The organism is Serratia sp. H402Y (assembly GCF_051172415.1).
In the GTDB taxonomy this organism is placed as follows: domain Bacteria; phylum Pseudomonadota; class Gammaproteobacteria; order Enterobacterales; family Enterobacteriaceae; genus Serratia; species Serratia ureilytica.
In genome coordinates, this window is the sequence record NZ_JBPIYZ010000002.1 from 96,856 (window position 1) to 112,605 (window position 15,750).

General features: G+C 61.9%; 12 protein-coding genes. 6 read left to right on the forward strand and 6 right to left on the reverse strand.

Annotated elements, in window-relative coordinates; translation table 11 throughout:
• Nucleotides 1-43: 43 nt before the first annotated feature.
• Together relA and rlmD are read right to left on the reverse strand one after the other, a co-directional pair.
• Complete coding sequence (gene relA / locus ACSBQS_RS14460; protein ID WP_197666579.1) at nt 44-2,275, reverse strand: GTP diphosphokinase; 2,232 nt, start codon at nt 2,273-2,275, stop codon at nt 44-46.
• A 9-nt stretch (nt 2,276-2,284) separates the two neighbouring features.
• Nucleotides 2,285-3,634: a 23S rRNA (uracil(1939)-C(5))-methyltransferase RlmD gene (gene rlmD, locus ACSBQS_RS14465; protein ID WP_047025213.1), complete on the reverse strand. Its 1,350-nt coding sequence runs from the start codon at nt 3,632-3,634 to the stop codon at nt 2,285-2,287.
• Between the two features lie 66 nt (nt 3,635-3,700).
• Here rlmD and barA point away from each other — a divergent pair, with 66 nt between their 5' ends.
• Complete coding sequence (gene barA / locus ACSBQS_RS14470) at nt 3,701-6,427, forward strand: two-component sensor histidine kinase BarA (protein WP_197666581.1); 2,727 nt, start codon at nt 3,701-3,703, stop codon at nt 6,425-6,427.
• Nucleotides 6,428-6,495: 68 nt separating this feature from the next.
• On the opposite strand, the gene degP is transcribed toward barA, so the two are convergent.
• Nucleotides 6,496-7,938, reverse strand: coding sequence for a serine endoprotease DegP (gene degP, locus ACSBQS_RS14475; protein ID WP_033651660.1), 1,443 nt, complete (start codon nt 7,936-7,938; stop codon nt 6,496-6,498).
• Between the two features lie 181 nt (nt 7,939-8,119).
• Nucleotides 8,120-9,637, reverse strand: a complete 1,518-nt coding sequence (gene dgt, locus ACSBQS_RS14480; RefSeq protein WP_033651661.1) for a dGTPase — start codon at nt 9,635-9,637, stop codon at nt 8,120-8,122.
• 129 nt (nt 9,638-9,766) lie between these two features.
• Between dgt and mtnN the strand changes: the two genes are divergently transcribed.
• The 4 genes from mtnN to ACSBQS_RS14500 all read left to right on the forward strand — a co-directional run bounded on the left by mtnN (nt 9,767) and on the right by ACSBQS_RS14500 (nt 12,325).
• Nucleotides 9,767-10,468 (forward strand): 5'-methylthioadenosine/S-adenosylhomocysteine nucleosidase, encoded by a 702-nt coding sequence (mtnN, locus tag ACSBQS_RS14485; protein WP_019455094.1) that lies wholly within the window; start codon nt 9,767-9,769, stop codon nt 10,466-10,468.
• Between the two features lies 1 nt (nt 10,469).
• A complete protein-coding gene (gene btuF / locus ACSBQS_RS14490; protein ID WP_047025211.1) occupies nt 10,470-11,276 on the forward strand; it encodes a vitamin B12 ABC transporter substrate-binding protein BtuF in 807 nt (268 codons plus the stop codon).
• Nucleotides 11,276-11,890, forward strand: a complete 615-nt coding sequence (locus ACSBQS_RS14495; RefSeq protein WP_047025210.1) for a TRIC cation channel family protein — start codon at nt 11,276-11,278, stop codon at nt 11,888-11,890. Before btuF ends, ACSBQS_RS14495 begins: the two co-directional genes overlap by 1 nt.
• A gap of 186 nt (nt 11,891-12,076) precedes the next feature.
• Complete coding sequence (locus tag ACSBQS_RS14500) at nt 12,077-12,325, forward strand: hypothetical protein (RefSeq protein WP_147838126.1); 249 nt, start codon at nt 12,077-12,079, stop codon at nt 12,323-12,325.
• 56 nt (nt 12,326-12,381) lie between these two features.
• On the opposite strand, the gene erpA is transcribed toward ACSBQS_RS14500, so the two are convergent.
• Entirely contained in the window at nt 12,382-12,726 is a 345-nt protein-coding gene (gene erpA, locus ACSBQS_RS14505) for an iron-sulfur cluster insertion protein ErpA (protein WP_033641865.1), read from the reverse strand.
• An 89-nt stretch (nt 12,727-12,815) separates the two neighbouring features.
• The gene (clcA, locus tag ACSBQS_RS14510) at nt 12,816-14,255 is read right to left on the reverse strand and encodes a H(+)/Cl(-) exchange transporter ClcA (protein WP_197666582.1); all 1,440 of its coding nucleotides are present in this window, start codon (nt 14,253-14,255) and stop codon (nt 12,816-12,818) included.
• Nucleotides 14,256-14,429: 174 nt separating this feature from the next.
• On the opposite strand from clcA, the gene hemL reads away from it, so the two are divergent.
• Complete coding sequence (gene hemL, locus ACSBQS_RS14515) at nt 14,430-15,719, forward strand: glutamate-1-semialdehyde 2,1-aminomutase (protein ID WP_047025209.1); 1,290 nt, start codon at nt 14,430-14,432, stop codon at nt 15,717-15,719.
• Nucleotides 15,720-15,750: the final 31 nt, after the last annotated feature.

Consider the following 15,750-nt stretch of genomic DNA (forward strand, 5'->3'; position numbering starts at 1 on the left):
TCGGGCCGCATCGACCTCGGATGCGGCCCGAAAGGCGCAGGAGTTAGTTGCCGTGCAGACGCTTGGCGTCTATCACGTCCGGCAGCTGGTTCAGCTTCGCCAGCACCCGGCCCAGCACCTGCTGGTTATAAATTTCGATGTCCATATCGATGGTGGCCAACTGCTTCTTGGTATCGCTGCGGCTGGCGACGCCCAGCACGTTGACCTTTTCGTTGGCCAGAATGGTGGTGATATCGCGCAGCAGCCCGCTGCGATCGTTGGCCATCACGCGCACCACCAGCGAATAACCGCTGGAGTAGCTTTCTCCCCACACCGCATCGACGATGCGCTCCGGCGCATGCGATTGCAAATCGGCCAGCTGATCGCAGTCCGCACGGTGGATCGAGATGCCGCGCCCCTGGGTGATAAAGCCGACGATGTCGTCGCCCGGGATCGGCTGGCAGCAGCGGGCGATGTGGTGCATCAGGTTGCCCACGCCCTCCACCACCACGCGGCCGTTATCCTTGTTGCGGGCCGGCGGCGGCGCTTTCTGCTGCACCAGCTGGCGCAGCGCCTCGCGATCCTGCTCTTCGGCGCTCGGCTTGTTGAACTTGCCCTGCAGGAAATTCACCATCTGGTTCAGGCGAATGTCCCCGCCGCCGATCGCCGCCAGCACCTCGTCCAGCGAGTTCATGTTGTAGCGCGGGATCAGCAGCTTCTCGGCCTCTTTCAGGCTGATGCCGAGGTGTTCCAGTTCGTTGTCCAGCATCTGGCGGCCGGCAAGAATGTTCTTGTCGCGATCCTGCTTGCGGAACCAGTTGTGGATCTTCGAGCGCCCGCGGCTGGTGGTCACGTAGCCCAGGTTCGGGTTCAGCCAGTCGCGGCTCGGGTTCGGCTGTTTCTGGGTGATGATCTCAATCTGATCGCCCATCTTCAGCTGATAGGTAAACGGCACGATGCGGCCGCCGATCTTGGCGCCGATGCAGCGGTGACCAACGTCGCTGTGAATGTGGTAGGCGAAATCGAGCGGCGTGGAGCCGGCCGGCAGATCCACCACGTCGCCTTTCGGGGTAAAGACATAGACCCGATCGTCGAACACCTGGCTGCGCACTTCGTCGAGCATCTCGCCGGAGTCCGCCATCTCTTCCTGCCAGGCGATCAGCTTACGCAGCCAGGCGATGCGCTCTTCATAGCCGGAGCGCACGGTAACCCCCGCGCCCTCTTTGTACTTCCAGTGCGCGGCCACTCCCAGTTCGGCGTCTTCGTGCATTTGCCGGGTGCGGATCTGAATCTCGACGGTTTTGCCGCGCGGCCCCAGCACCACGGTGTGGATCGACTGGTAGCCGTTGGGTTTGGGGTTGGCGACGTAGTCGTCGAACTCATCCGGCAGATGGCGGAAGTGGGTATGCACGATGCCCAATGCCGCATAGCAATCCTGCAGACGCTCCGCCACGATGCGCACCGCGCGCACGTCGAACAGTTCGTCGAACGCCAGGTGCTTTTTCTGCATCTTGCGCCAGATGCTGTAGATGTGTTTCGGCCGGCCGTAAATCTCCACCCGAATGCCTTCTTTGGCCATCTCGGCGCGCAGCCCGGCGACGAAATCGTCGATGAACTGTTCGCGATCGATGCGGCGCTCATGCAGCAGCTTGGCGATGCGCTTGTATTCTTCCGGGTGCAGGTAGCGGAAGCAGAAATCCTCCAGCTCCCACTTCAGCTGGCCGATGCCGAGCCGGTTAGCCAACGGCGCATAGATGTTGGAACACTCTTTCGCCGCCAGCACGCGTTCGTCTTCCGGCGCGTCTTTCACCTCGCGCAGGTGGGCGATGCGCTCCGCCAGCTTGATGACGACGCAGCGGAAATCCTCCACCATCGCCAGCAGCATGCGGCGCACGTTGTCGACCTGTTCGGAGGCCATCGAATCGTTTTGGGTGGCTTTCAGTTGGCGAATGGCGTCCATGTCCCGCACGCCATGCACCAGGGCGACGATGCCCTTGCCGAACGTTTCCGTCAGGATCTCTTCCTGCACAATGCCGGCATCCACCAGCGGAAACAGCAGCGCGGCGCGCATGCTGTCGTTGTCCATGCTCAGCGTCGAGAGGATTTCCACCATCTCCAGGCCGCGCCACAACAGCAGCGAGGCGTCGGGATGGTTTTGGGTCTGCTGCTCACAATAACGCCAGGTTGCGGCCAATCGCTCACATGACTGCGGGTTGGGTAGCCCCAAGCCGGCGATCCACTCATCGAGAGCGAACTCACCCGCCGTATTCAGATGTGCACTTCTTACCGCAACCATAACTTCTCCCTACTTTGCAGCGACCTCTGGCGCGCGCTCGTTGATAAACAGCGCCATTGATTCAAGATGCCCCGTGTGCGGAAACATATCCAACATCCGCACGCGCGCAAGACGATAACCGGCGTTCAACAGCACGTTGCTGTCGCGAGCCAGCGTGGTGGGGTTACAGGAAACATACACCACCCGCGCCGGCGCCAGTTTTACAATGTGTGACATCACCCCGGCCGCACCGGCGCGGGCGGGATCCAGCATCACCTTATCAAACCCTTGTGCTGCCCAAGGTTGCCGCTCAACGTCGTCCTCCAGATTCTCATGGAAGAACGACGCATTATTCAGCTTATTCTTATGTGCATTATATTGCCCATTCGCTACCAGCGTGGCAACACCTTCGATGCCCACCACCGCAGCGGCGCGGCGCGCCAGCGGCAGGGTGAAATTCCCCATGCCGCAGAACAGGTCCAGCACCCGATCATTGGGTTGAATGTCGAGCCATTCAAGGGCCTGCGCCACCATTTGTTGGTTTACGGCGTCATTGACCTGAATAAAGTCGCGCGGACTGAAGTCTAAGCGTAGCCCGTCAACCTGATAATACGGCGTTTCACCGCACAGTTTTTCCACCCGATCGCTGTCCGGCGCCAGATAAACGGCGACCTTTTCCCGCTCGCCAAACGCCAACAGCGCCTGGCGATCCGCCTCTTTCAGGGCATCGAGATGGCGCAGCACCAGCAGCGGGCCGTTATCCGCCAGCACCAGCTCCACATGCCCCAGCCGCCGCACCGCCTGCAGCCCGCTCAGGCAGGCGCGCACTGGCGCCAGCAGCTGTTCCAGCTCCGGGCGCAGCACCGGGCAGTGCTCCACCGCCACCAGCTCGCTGGAGGCCGCCTGTCGAAACCCCATCATCAGGCGCTGCAGCTTCGGCTGCCACGCCAGGCTCAGGCGGGCGCGGCGGCGATAGCCGTATTCCGGGCCGGCGATCACCGGTTCCTGTTGCGGGGTTACTCCGGTTTCGCGGGCGATCATGCGCACCAGCGCCGCCGCCTTGCTCTGCTGTTGCAGCGCCTCATCCGCATGTTGCTGCTGGCAGCCGCCGCACACGCCGAAATGCGGGCATCGCGGCTCCACCCGCTGCGGGCTGCGGCTCAGCAGGCGCTTGAGCTTGCCTTTGGCGAACTGGCGCTTGTCTTCGGTCAGCTGGATTTCCGCCTGCTCGCCCGGCAATACGCCCGGCACGAACACCGCTTTGCCGTCGTGGCGCGCCACGCCCTGGCCGAAAGGATCGAGATCGCTCACCGTCACGGTGAAGATTTGTGAGCTCTGCCGGGTCGTCACGCGGCGTTTGGGAGAGTAGAATTGCGCCATATTTGTCGATTGTGTGCTGGTTCATTAAGCTAGTGTCAGCTGTCAATTCTCCCACATTGGAATCCCATGACCAAATACAGCCTGCGTGCGCGCATGATGATCCTGATTCTGGCCCCGACCTTGCTGATTGGTTTGCTGCTCAGCACCTTCTTCGTGGTGCACCGCTATAACGAGCTGCAGGAGCAATTGGTCGACGCCGGCGCCAGCATCATCGAGCCGCTGGCGGTAGCCAGCGAGTACGGCATGACGTTCCGCAGCCGCGAATCGGTCAGGCAACTGGTCAGCCTGCTGCACCGCCGCCATTCGGACATCGTGCGTTCGATCACCGTGTTCGATGCGCAGAACAATTTGTTCGTCACCTCCAATTATCATCACAACTTCGCTCAGCTGCAGCTGCCGAAAGGCGTGCCGTTGCCCACCGATCTGATGCTCACCCGACGCGGCGATTCGCTGATCCTGCGCACGCCGATCCTGTCGGAAAGCCAGTATCCGGATGAAACCGCCGACGGCGGCAGCCATCCCGACAACAACCTGGGCTATGTGGCGATCGAGCTGGATCTGCAGTCGGTGCGGCTGCAGCAGTATAAAGAGGTCTTTGTCTCTACCCTGCTGTTGCTGCTGTGCATGTGTATCGCCATCCTTTTCGCTTACCGGCTGATGCGCGACGTGACCGGCCCGATCCGCAACATGGTGAACACCGTCGATCGCATCCGCCGCGGCCAGCTCGACAGCCGCGTGGAGGGCTACATGCTCGGCGAGCTGCACATGCTGAAGAACGGCATCAACTCGATGGCGATGTCGCTCACCGCCTATCACGAAGAGATGCAGCAGAACATCGATCAGGCCACGTCTGACCTGCGTGAAACGCTGGAGCAGATGGAGATCCAGAACGTCGAACTGGATCTGGCGAAAAAACGCGCGCAGGAGGCGGCGCGCATCAAGTCCGAATTCCTGGCCAACATGTCGCACGAGCTGCGTACCCCGCTCAACGGCGTGATCGGTTTTACCCGCCAGATGCTGAAAACCGATCTGAGCGCGACCCAAACCGACTATTTGCAGACCATCGAGCGCTCGGCCAACAACCTGCTGACCATCATCAATGACGTGCTGGACTTCTCCAAGCTGGAGGCCGGCAAGCTGGTGCTGGAGCATATTCCGTTCGCCCTGCGCGAAACGCTGGACGAAGTGGTGGTGCTGCTGGCCCCCAGCGCCCATGACAAAGGGTTGGAGCTGACGCTGGATGTGCACAACGACGTGCCGGAGCAGGTGATCGGCGACTCGCTGCGCCTGCAGCAAATCATCACCAACCTGCTGGGCAACGCCATCAAGTTCACCGAAACCGGCAATATCGATATTCGCGTCGAGCTGCGCAAACAGCTGGAGCGCCGGGTGGAAGTGGAAGTGCAGATCCACGACACCGGCATCGGCATCTCCGAACGCCAGCAGTCGCAGCTGTTCCAGGCGTTCCGCCAGGCGGACGCCAGCATCTCCCGCCGCCACGGCGGCACCGGGCTGGGGTTGGTGATCACGCAAAAGCTAGTGAAGGAGATGGGCGGCGACATCTGCTTCCACAGCCAGCTGAATCGCGGCTCGACCTTCTGGTTCCACATCACGCTGGATCTGAACGAGGGCATGCTGTCGCTGGCGCCGAACCTGCCGGATCTGAACGGCAAAACGCTCGCCTACATCGAGTCCAACCCGACGGCGGCACAGGCGACGCTCAACATGCTCAGCGTCACGCAGCTGGTGATCACCCACTCGCCGACGCTGGGCCAGCTGCCGTCAGGCCATTACGATTTCCTGCTGGCCGGCGTGCCGATCCCGTTCCGCGACAACATGGCGCAGCACCAGGACAAATTGTTGGCCTCGCTGAAGCTGGCCGATCGGGTCATTCTGGCGCTGCCGTGCCAGGCGCAGATCGACGCCGAGCTGCTTAAGCAACAAGGCGCGCTCGGCTGCCTGATCAAGCCTATCACCAGCACGCGTCTGTTCCCGCTGCTGAGAATGGAAACGCCCGATCGGCTCGCCGCCCCGCCTGAGCGCAAACGTCTGCCGCTGACGGTGATGGCGGTCGACGACAACCCGGCCAACCTGAAGCTGATCGGCACGCTGCTGGGCGAACAGGTGGAAAAAACGCTGCTGTGCGAGAGCGGTGAGGAAGCGCTGGCGCTGGCGCGCAACAACGTGCTGGATCTGATCCTGATGGACATTCAAATGCCGAAGATGGACGGCATTCACGCCAGCGAACTGATCCGCCAACTGCCGCACCACAACTCCACGCCGATCGTCGCCGTCACTGCCCATGCCGCCAGCGGCGAACGCGAGCATCTGCTGCAGGCGGGGATGGACGACTACCTGGCCAAGCCGATCGACGAGAAAATGCTGACCCGCGTGCTGTCGCGCTACCACAGCGGCGACGTGGAAAGCGCCGTCGCCGACGATGCCCCGCTGTCGCTCGACTGGCCGCTGGCGCTGCGCCAGGCGGCCAATAAGCCGGATCTGGCGCGCGATCTGCTGCAAATGCTGCTCGATTTCCTGCCGCAGGTGCGCGAACGGGTGCAGGCGCTGCTCGAGGGGCAACACGACGACGAGATCCTCGACCTGGTCCATAAGCTACACGGCAGCTGCAGCTACAGCGGCGTGCCGCGCCTCAAGCAGCTGTGTTTCTACCTCGAGCGGCAGCTGCGCCAGGGCATCACCAACGACGAGCTGGAGCCGGAGTGGCTGGAGCTGTTGGATGAGATTGAACTGGTGATCCACGCGGCGCGCGCGCATCTGGCGCAACCGGCCTGAATCCTCAGGCCATAATGCAAAAAGGCACGCCGTAGCGTGCCTTTGTTGCTTTTAGCGCCTGACGTTTATCACTGCGCCAGCAGGTACAGCTGGCTATCGCCGCGCTGAATATTCAACGCCAGCACCGACGGTTTGCTGTCGAGGATTTTACGCAGCTCGCCCAGGTTCTGGATCGGCTGTTGGTTCACGCCCAGGATCACGTCGCCCTTTTTCAGGCCGATGCGTGCGGCGGCGCTGCCGGCTTTCACGCTGTCGACCTTGACGCCTTTCACGTTGCCGACCTGGGTATTGCTCAGCTCGGCGCCTTCAATGCCGGTGTAGATATTGCCCGAGGCCACCTGGGTCTGCGCGCTTTGCTCCAGCGTGACGTCAATCGTTACCGGCTTGCCGTCGCGGATAATGCCCAGCGACATCTTGCTGCCGACCGGCAACGTGCCAATCTCTGCCCGGAACGAGGCGAAGCTGGAGATGGCCTTGCCGTTCATGGTGACGATCACGTCACCGGCCTTGATGCCCGCCTTCGCGGCGGAAGATTTCGGCATTACCTGGCTGACGAAAGCACCGCGCTGCGCGTCGACCTTCATCGCCTTGGCCAGCTCCGAGTTCAGCTCGGTGCCCATGATGCCCAGCTCGCCGCGTTTCACCTGGCCATACTCGACCATTTGCGCCGTCAGGTTTTTCACCATATTGCTCGGAATGGCGAAGCCGATGCCGATGTTGCCGCCGTCCGGCGCCAGGATCGCGGTGTTGATGCCGATCAGCTCGCCGTTCAGGTTAACCAGCGCGCCGCCGGAGTTGCCGCGGTTGATCGCCGCATCGGTCTGAATAAAGTTTTCGTAGTTTTCGATGTTCAGGCCGCTGCGCCCCAGGGCGGACACGATGCCCGAGGTAGCGGTTTCACCCAGCCCGTACGGGTTGCCGATCGCCACGGTGTAATCGCCGACGCGCAGCTGATCGGAGTCCGCCATCTTGATCGCCGTCAGGTTCTTGAAATCTTTCAGCTGGATCAGGGCGATGTCGGAACGCGGATCCTTGCCGATCACTTTGGCGTCGAAACGGCGGCCGTCGCTCAGCTGCACCTGGATCTTGTTGGCGTTGTCCACCACGTGATTGTTGGTCACCACATAGCCCTTGGCGGCATCGATAACCACCCCAGCGCCCAGCGCCTGGAATTTCTGCTGCGTGCCCTGCGGCTGCTGGCCATCCGGTCCGGGCTGTTCAGCGCCCTGACACATCGGCGAGCCCTGGAACGGTGAACCGTCCTGGCAGAACGGCGAATCTTCACCGAAGAACTGTTGGAACTGTTGCGGCATGCGCGGCGTATTGACCGTGGTGCTGCCCTCAACGTTAATGCTCACGACGGAAGGCATCACCTTCTCCAGCATCGGCGCCAGGCTCGGCAACTGCTGGGTGCTGGAAGACGCGGTTTCAGCGGCGCTGGCCGTAACCGGGCCCATCGCCATACCGATGCTGAATGCCAGTGCGCTCAGAACTAATGCGGTTTTTTTCATCTGTGTGTCTCTTATAAAGTCGTTCAAAAAAGAATGGCTGTCTTGCGTGCTTATTCAGAGTTAATTAATAGCCCGAAGTTCCGGCACAGATGATTGGCAATAGTAAACAAATATTGTTCGTCTTTACAAAACTCGAGACAGCCAACCGGTTGGAATTGCTGATAATTATTCCTCCGCTTAATTATTCCGCCGCCATTAATCGACGATATTCATCATAGGCATAAAGGTCGGTCATTCCGCTGATATAGTCCTGCAATAAACGCGCGCGGAAATAATATTCCCGAATGGTTTGCTGCTCCGGCGATAAATGCTGCAGCCCTTCTACCGCTTCCACATAAGCCAGCCGATGCTTGGTGGACAGCTTGTGGAACAGGCGCGTTTCGATCGGGTAAGCGCGATGGCTGTCCTCGCGCACCAACCGGCTGAAGTCCGCCAGCGACATCGCCAGCAGCGGGCTGTAAATGTCCAGCAGGCCGCTGATCACCCGGTAGCCTTGCAGCTCGAGCTGCTCGACCTCCGGGTGGTTGAACACGTGCTTGAACGCCACATTTTTAAATATTTTCAGCAGCTGATAGGCCGGGCTGGAATCTTCCAGCAGCGCCTGATTGAAACTGCCCTGATAAACCGCGTCAAGATTGTCGATAAAGCGCTGCGCCGCGTGCGGCACCAGCCGCGCCACGGTAAACACCCGCAGATACATGAAGAACTGATCTTCCGCGCTGCGCCGCGCGCCGCCGCGGTCGATCTTGCGAAACGCGCTGGCGACGGTCTTGTCGAACAGATCGCCCGGCGCCACCTCGCCCCACTCCTGAATCAGGTGCTGATACAGCTGCTCGACGGTGAAAATGCTCTTCTCCACCGCGTCTTCCAGATCGGCCACGCAGTATGAGATATCGTCGGCGGCCTCCATGATGTAGGTCAGCGGAAAACGATCGAACTCGCCCATGTGCAGCTCGCGCCGCAGCCTATCGACAAAGGCTTCTTCCGCCAGATAATAGCCGGGCTTTTTCATCAAATAGCTGTGGCTGGCGGGGATGTCGCCCGCCCAATAAGCCGGGCGGGTGTATTTCAAAATGCAGCCGACCTGCGCGTAGGTCAGATTGAGTTTCAGCAGGCTGTACACCATGCGGATCGCCTGGGCGTTGCCCTCGAAATGGCTGAGATCCTGACGGATCCGGCTGCGCAGCCGGTTCAGATCGCTCTCCCCTTCATGCAGCCGCAGCGACGCGACCTGGCAGCGATCGTGACTGCCCGGCTCGCTGCCGCAGCTGGCAGGATCGAGCCGCTGGGCGAACCAGTCGTTGATCGCCGACTCGCCGAAGTGACCGAACGGCGGATTGCCGATATCGTGCATCAGACAGGCCATTTCCACGATGCTCTCAAACGGATCGAGTAGCCGGGTCAGGCCGAATTCATCGATCTTACCCGCCTGTTTGAAGCGGTTGAGGATCTCTTTGGCGATATGGCGCCCGACCTGCTGCACCTCCATCGAGTGCGTCAGGCGGCTGCGCACCGCCGCGTTGCGCTCCAGCGGAAACACCTGGGTTTTTTGCTGCAAACGGCGAATGGCGGCCGAGTTGACGATGCGCCCGCGATCGCTCTCGAACTGCCGCACGATGTCGTACTCTTCCTCGGCCTCGATCGGTTTGCTGAAAGGCCGTTGGAAGCTGATTTTTTGCTTGAAGTCGATCCCGGACATCTGTTTCTCCGCCGTTGCGCCCTGCCCCCGTGATAACAATTCCCGGCGGCGGATGCAACGCATTATCTCTGATACACAGCCATGATAGACTATGCCGCAATTCTCACGGCCAATCAGCGAGTGTTATTTATGAAAGTAGGCATCATCGGCGCAATGGAGCAGGAAGTCACCCTGCTGCGCGATCAAATCGAAAACCGTCAAACCATCCAGCGCGCGGGCTGCGAAATCTACACCGGCCAGATCGGCGGCGTTGAAGTGGCCCTGCTGAAATCCGGCATCGGCAAAGTCTCCGCAGCCATGGGCACCACCCTGCTGCTGGAGCACTGCAGCCCGGACGTGGTGATCAATACCGGCTCCGCCGGCGGCCTGGCCAGCACGCTGCGCGTGGGCGACATCGTGGTGTCGGAAGAAGTGCGCTACCACGACGCCGACGTCACCGCCTTCGGCTACGAGCCGGGCCAGATGGCCGGCTGCCCGGCGGCGTTCGTCGCCGACGACGCACTGATCGCGCTGGCGGAAAGCTGTATCAAACAGCTGGATCTGCACGCGGTGCGCGGCCTGATCTGCAGCGGTGACGCCTTCATCAACGGCGCCGAGCCGCTGGCGCGCATCCGCGCCACCTTCCCGCGCGTCGCCGCCGTGGAAATGGAAGCCGCGGCGATCGCCCACGTCTGCCATCTGTTCGGCACGCCGTTCGTGGTGGTGCGCGCCATTTCCGACGTCGCCGACAGCGAGTCGCACATGAGCTTTGACGAGTTCCTGGTGGTAGCGGCCAAGCAGTCTACGCTGATGGTCAACGCCATGCTGCAAACCCTGGCCAAGCGCGGTTGATGTGAGGCTGCGCTTCACCTCGGCGCTCTGGCTGCTGGCGTTCTGGCTAGCCCTGCCGGCCGGGGCCGCCCAGCGAGTGATCAGCCTGGCGCCCAATGCGACCGAACTCGCCTATGCCGCCGGCATGGGCGAGGTGCTGGTGGCGGCGAGCGCCTATTCCGATTATCCGCCGCAGGCCGCCAGGCTGGAGCAGGTGGCCTCCTGGCAGGGCATCAACCTGGAGCGGGTGCTGGCGCTCAAGCCGGATCTGATCCTCGCCTGGCGCGGCGGCAATCCGCAGCGCGTGCTGGATCAGCTCGCCGCATTCGGCATCCCGATCTTCTATGCGGACGCCGATAATCTCGAAGGGATCGCCGGCTTGCTGGATAAGCTGGCGCAATACAGCCCGCACCCGGACCAGGCGCATCAGGCCGCCGCCGGCCTTCGCCGCCAGTTCGCCGATCTCAGGCAACAGTACGCCGATAACCCTCCGCGACGCGTGTTGCTGCAGTTCGGCACCCAGCCGCTGTTCACCAGCTCCGGCGCCACGCTGCAGAGCCAAGTGTTGGCGCTGTGCGGCGCGCAGAACATCTTCGCCGACAGCCGCACGCCTTGGCCGCAGATCAGCCGCGAGCAGGTGCTGGCGCGCCAACCCCAGGCCATCGTCATCACCGGCGGCGCGAAAGAGGCCGCCAATGTGAAAGCCTTCTGGGCGCCGCAGCTGCAGGTGCCGGTGATCGCGCTGAATGAAGACTGGTTCAATCGCGGCGGGCCGCGGCTGCTGTTGGCGGCGCAGCAACTGTGCCGCCAGCTGGCGGAGATCCGCTGATGCTGGTGTTCTGGTTGGATATTCTCGGTACGGCGGTGTTCGCCGTCTCCGGCGTACTGCTGGCCGGCAAACTGCGCATGGATCCGTTCGGCGTGTTGGTGTTGGGCGTGGTTACCGCGGTCGGCGGCGGCACCATCCGCGATATGGCGCTGGCCAACGGCCCGGTGTTCTGGGTCAAGGATCCCACCGATCTGGTGGTGGCGATGATCACCTGCGTCTTGACGCTGCTGCTGGTGCGCCAGCCGCGCCGTCTGCCGCAATGGGTGCTGCCGGTGCTCGACGCCGTCGGGCTGGCGGTGTTCGTCGGCATCGGCGTCAACAAGGCTTTCGCAGCCGGCACCGGCCCGCTGGTGGCGATCTGCATGGGGGTGATCACCGGCGTCGGCGGCGGCATTATCCGCGACGTGCTGGCGCGCGAGATCCCGATGATCCTGCGCACCGAAATTTACGCCACCGCCTGCATCATCGGTGGCATCGCACACGCCACGGCGTTTTACACCTTCAACATGCCGCTGCAACAGGCCATGATGCTGGGCATGGTCATCACGCTGGCCATTCGGCTGGCGGCCATCCGCTGGCACCTCAAGCTGCCCGCCTTTATTCTCGAACGCTGAGCCGCCGCCCTGCGGGGCGGCGGCCTGGTGATTTATTAGCCTGCAAACGGGTTTAGTGGTATTATTTTCGTCCATAAAATAGCGTAGTGACGATGTAAAGTTCTGTAATCCTCAGGTTAATTCCTTCCCCGCGCTGTTAAAACTTTTTAACTTTTTGCCGATAAGTCATCACAAGATGGCTTACGGATGGCTATTCCCGCAATGATGAAAAAAATTCTGCTTGCCTGCTGTGGCTCCCTGCTGAGTGGAGCCGCCTATGCCGATGCCGTCAGCGGCCAGATCGGCATTACCCTGACTATTGAACCGCAATGCACCGTGCGCCTCGAAGCCGCCGCCCCACGGGCCGAATGCAGCCACGCGACGGCACAGCCGAATATCATCCACAACCCACCGGCCCAGGAGAACGGCGTGGCAGTGATCCTCGTGGAGTGGTAGGCATAAAAAAATCCGCCGGCCGGAAAGCGAGCGGGTTGATATTCTGACAGGCAAACTCAGATGCTGAACGACGAACCGCAACCGCAGGTGGTTTTGGCATTCGGGTTGGTCACCACGAAGCGCGATCCTTCCAGCCCTTCGGTGTAGTCCACCGAACCGCCAACCAGATACTGCAGGCTCATCGGATCGACCACCAGCGCCACGCCCTGCTTCTCGATGGTCATGTCGCCATCGTTGACCTTGTCGTCAAAAGTGAAACCGTACTGGAATCCGCTGCAGCCGCCGCCGGTAATGTAAACCCGCAACTTCAGGTTCGGATTTTCTTCGTCAGCAATGAGGTACTTGACCTTGTTTGCTGCTGCCTCGGTAAATTGCAGGGGCAGTGCCGTTTCATCACTCATACTCTTTACTCCCAACATTGTTCAGCATCAGATCGCGACCAAGGCTGCCTGATTAATATTAACGATTATCCGATACCTGAGTGTTGCGTTCAAGTATTCACCGCATTTGTTGTATTTTCTTTACTTGTTTTCTCCGCCGCTTCCCGCGCCAACTGCGCCTCCTGCCGTTGCAGGGTGCGCGCCAGGATCGACGAATACAGCGGCTTGCCGCCGAGCAGCTGCGCCACCACCGTAGCGCCGAGGCAGGTGATGATCATCGGTAAAATCAGCTGGTAGTTGTCGGTCATTTCCAGCACCAACACGATGCCGGTCAGCGGGGCGCGCACCGTGGCGGCGAACAACGCCCCCATGCCGGCGATGGCGAAAGTGCCCGCCTCGATGCCGTACTGCGGGAACAAATGCGCCCCCGCCAGCCCGAAGGCGGTGCCGAACAGCGTGCCCAGCGCCAGCATCGGCGCAAAGATGCCGCCCGGCGCGCCGGAACCGAAGCACAGCAGCGTGGTGAAGATGCGGGTAATGAAAATGAACATCAACATGCCGACGCTGTAATTGCCCGCCGCGGCGATCGGGATCAGCCCAAAGCCGCCGCCCGCCGCCTCCGGCTGGATCAGCCCCAGAATGCCGCACACGCCGCCGAGCAGCCCGCCCATCAGCAGCACATTGCGCATTCTGCCGCCGTGCAGGCGCGCGAACATGTCCTGAGTTCGAAAGATCAGCGCGTTGAATCCCACGCCCACCGCGCCGAATATCGCGCCCAGCACCAGATAGAGCCACAAGGTGTTGATGGGCGCCGAGGCGAGTTTGCCGACCGCGATCACCGAGCCTTGGCCGTTGAACAGCTGGAACACCACGCTCGACATGATAACGCCGATAAACACCGCTTTAATCGAGATCAGGTTGTAGCGAAACTGCGGCCGCATCTCTTCGATGATAAACAGAATGCCGGCCAGCGGCGCGTTGAACGCGGCGGACAGCCCGGCGGCGGCCCCGGTCGCCAGCAGCGAATGGCGCGCCTCGGCGCCGCGAATGCGCAGCACGTCCAAGACCATGCGCCCGACGTTGCCGCCCATCTGCACCGTAGGCCCTTCGCGCCCCAGCACCATGCCCGCCCCCAGCGTTCCCATGCCGCCGATGAATTTCACCGGTATCACGCGCCACCAGCGCACCGGGCGCAGCTCCTCCAGCGCGCCTTCGATCTCCGGAATGCCCGAACCGCCCGCCTCAGGCGCAAAGCGCCGCACCAGGTAATAACCCAGCGCCGCCAGCGCCGCGGACAAGATAAACGCCAGCGGCCACACCAGGATCCAGAAGTCGGCGACCTGCGCCAGCGAAGCCAGCCGCTGCTGCTGCACCCACTCCACCGCTTTATCGAAGGCCACGCCGAGCAAACCGGCCAGCGTCCCCACCAGCGCGGCCATCACCAGGATCGCCACCGGCGTTTTGTCGCGGCGGATAAACTGGCGCACCGCATCGCTGCGCCTAAGACGCGGGCTCAACGTCCCGACTGGCTGTGATTGTGATTCTGTCATCGCGAGTGATTCGTCAGGTAATTTGTAATACAAATAGGCAGGGCGATAATTCTACCCCAACCCGGCGGCGGGCGCTGCCGTTAATGGTATCTGACTGTGATCGTTTCATAACGCGGCGCTCTCCTCTAGAATAGCGCGGTCAAATCATTCAAAAGAGAATCCAGGAGCCGATTTATGAGCCTACACAGCAAGTCCGAAAGTCTGTACGCCCAGGCGCAACAGTTGATCCCCGGCGGGGTAAACTCTCCGGTGCGTGCATTCACCGGCGTGGGCGGTGTGCCGCTGTTTATCGAGCGCGCAGACGGGGCTTACCTGTTCGATGCCGACGGCAAGGCCTATATCGACTATGTCGGTTCCTGGGGGCCGATGGTGCTGGGGCATAACCACCCGGCGATCCGCGACGCGGTGATCGAAGCGGCGCAGCGCGGCCTGAGCTTCGGCGCGCCGACCGAGATGGAAGTCAAAATGGCGCAGCTGGTCACCGAGCTGGTGCCGACGATGGATATGGTGCGCATGGTGAACTCGGGCACCGAAGCCACCATGAGCGCCATCCGCCTGGCGCGCGGCTACACCAACCGCGATAAAATCATCAAGTTCGAAGGCTGCTACCACGGCCACGCCGACTGCCTGCTGGTGAAAGCCGGCTCCGGCGCGCTGACCCTCGGCCAGCCGAACTCACCGGGCGTGCCGGCCGACTTCGCCAAACACACCCTGACCTGCACTTATAACGATCTGGATTCGGTGCGCGCCGCCTTCGAACAGTACCCGTCCGAGATCGCCTGTATCATCGTCGAGCCGGTCGCCGGCAACATGAACTGCGTGCCGCCGCTGCCGGAATTCCTGCCGGGCCTGCGCGCCCTGTGCGACAAGTACGGCGCGCTCTTGATCATCGACGAAGTGATGACCGGCTTCCGCGTCGCGCTGGCCGGCGCACAATCCTATTACGGCGTCGAGCCGGATCTGACCTGCCTCGGCAAAATCATCGGCGGCGGCATGCCGGTGGGCGCCTTCGGCGGCCGTCGCGAGGTGATGGACGCGCTGGCGCCGACCGGCCCGGTCTACCAGGCGGGCACCCTGTCCGGCAACCCGATCGCCATGGCGGCGGGCTACGCTTGCCTGACCGAAGTGTCGCAGGTCGGCGTGCATCAGACGCTGACCGAACTGACCGAGATGCTGGCCGCTGGCCTGCTGCACGCGGCGCAGGAAGAGAATATTCCGTTGGTGGTCAACAACGTCGGCGGCATGTTCGGCCTGTTCTTCACCGACGCGCCGGCGGTCAACTGCTACCAGGACGTGATGCAGTGCGACGTGGAACGCTTCAAGCGCTTCTTCCACCTGATGCTGGAAGAGGGGGTGTATCTCGCGCCGTCCGCCTTCGAAGCGGGTTTCATGTCCGTGGCGCACAGCAAGGAAGACATCCAGCGCACCATCGACGCCGCGCGTCGCTGCTTCGCCAAGCTGTAATCCCGGCCGGATGGCCAAAAAGAAACGGGCG

Excerpts from the sequence above, each read along its gene's own strand:
- relA (WP_197666579.1), bottom strand. The coding sequence starts at position 2,275 with ATGGTTGCGGTAAGAAGTGCACATCTGAATACGGCGGGTGAGTTCGCT.
- rlmD (WP_047025213.1), bottom strand. The coding sequence starts at position 3,634 with ATGGCGCAATTCTACTCTCCCAAACGCCGCGTGACGACCCGGCAGAGC.
- barA (WP_197666581.1), top strand. The coding sequence starts at position 3,701 with ATGACCAAATACAGCCTGCGTGCGCGCATGATGATCCTGATTCTGGCC.
- degP (WP_033651660.1), bottom strand. The coding sequence starts at position 7,938 with ATGAAAAAAACCGCATTAGTTCTGAGCGCACTGGCATTCAGCATCGGT.
- dgt (WP_033651661.1), bottom strand. The coding sequence starts at position 9,637 with ATGTCCGGGATCGACTTCAAGCAAAAAATCAGCTTCCAACGGCCTTTC.
- mtnN (WP_019455094.1), top strand. The coding sequence starts at position 9,767 with ATGAAAGTAGGCATCATCGGCGCAATGGAGCAGGAAGTCACCCTGCTG.
- ACSBQS_RS14495 (WP_047025210.1), top strand. The coding sequence starts at position 11,276 with ATGCTGGTGTTCTGGTTGGATATTCTCGGTACGGCGGTGTTCGCCGTC.
- ACSBQS_RS14500 (WP_147838126.1), top strand. The coding sequence starts at position 12,077 with ATGGCTATTCCCGCAATGATGAAAAAAATTCTGCTTGCCTGCTGTGGC.
- erpA (WP_033641865.1), bottom strand. The coding sequence starts at position 12,726 with ATGAGTGATGAAACGGCACTGCCCCTGCAATTTACCGAGGCAGCAGCA.
- clcA (WP_197666582.1), bottom strand. The coding sequence starts at position 14,255 with ATGACAGAATCACAATCACAGCCAGTCGGGACGTTGAGCCCGCGTCTT.
- hemL (WP_047025209.1), top strand. The coding sequence starts at position 14,430 with ATGAGCCTACACAGCAAGTCCGAAAGTCTGTACGCCCAGGCGCAACAG.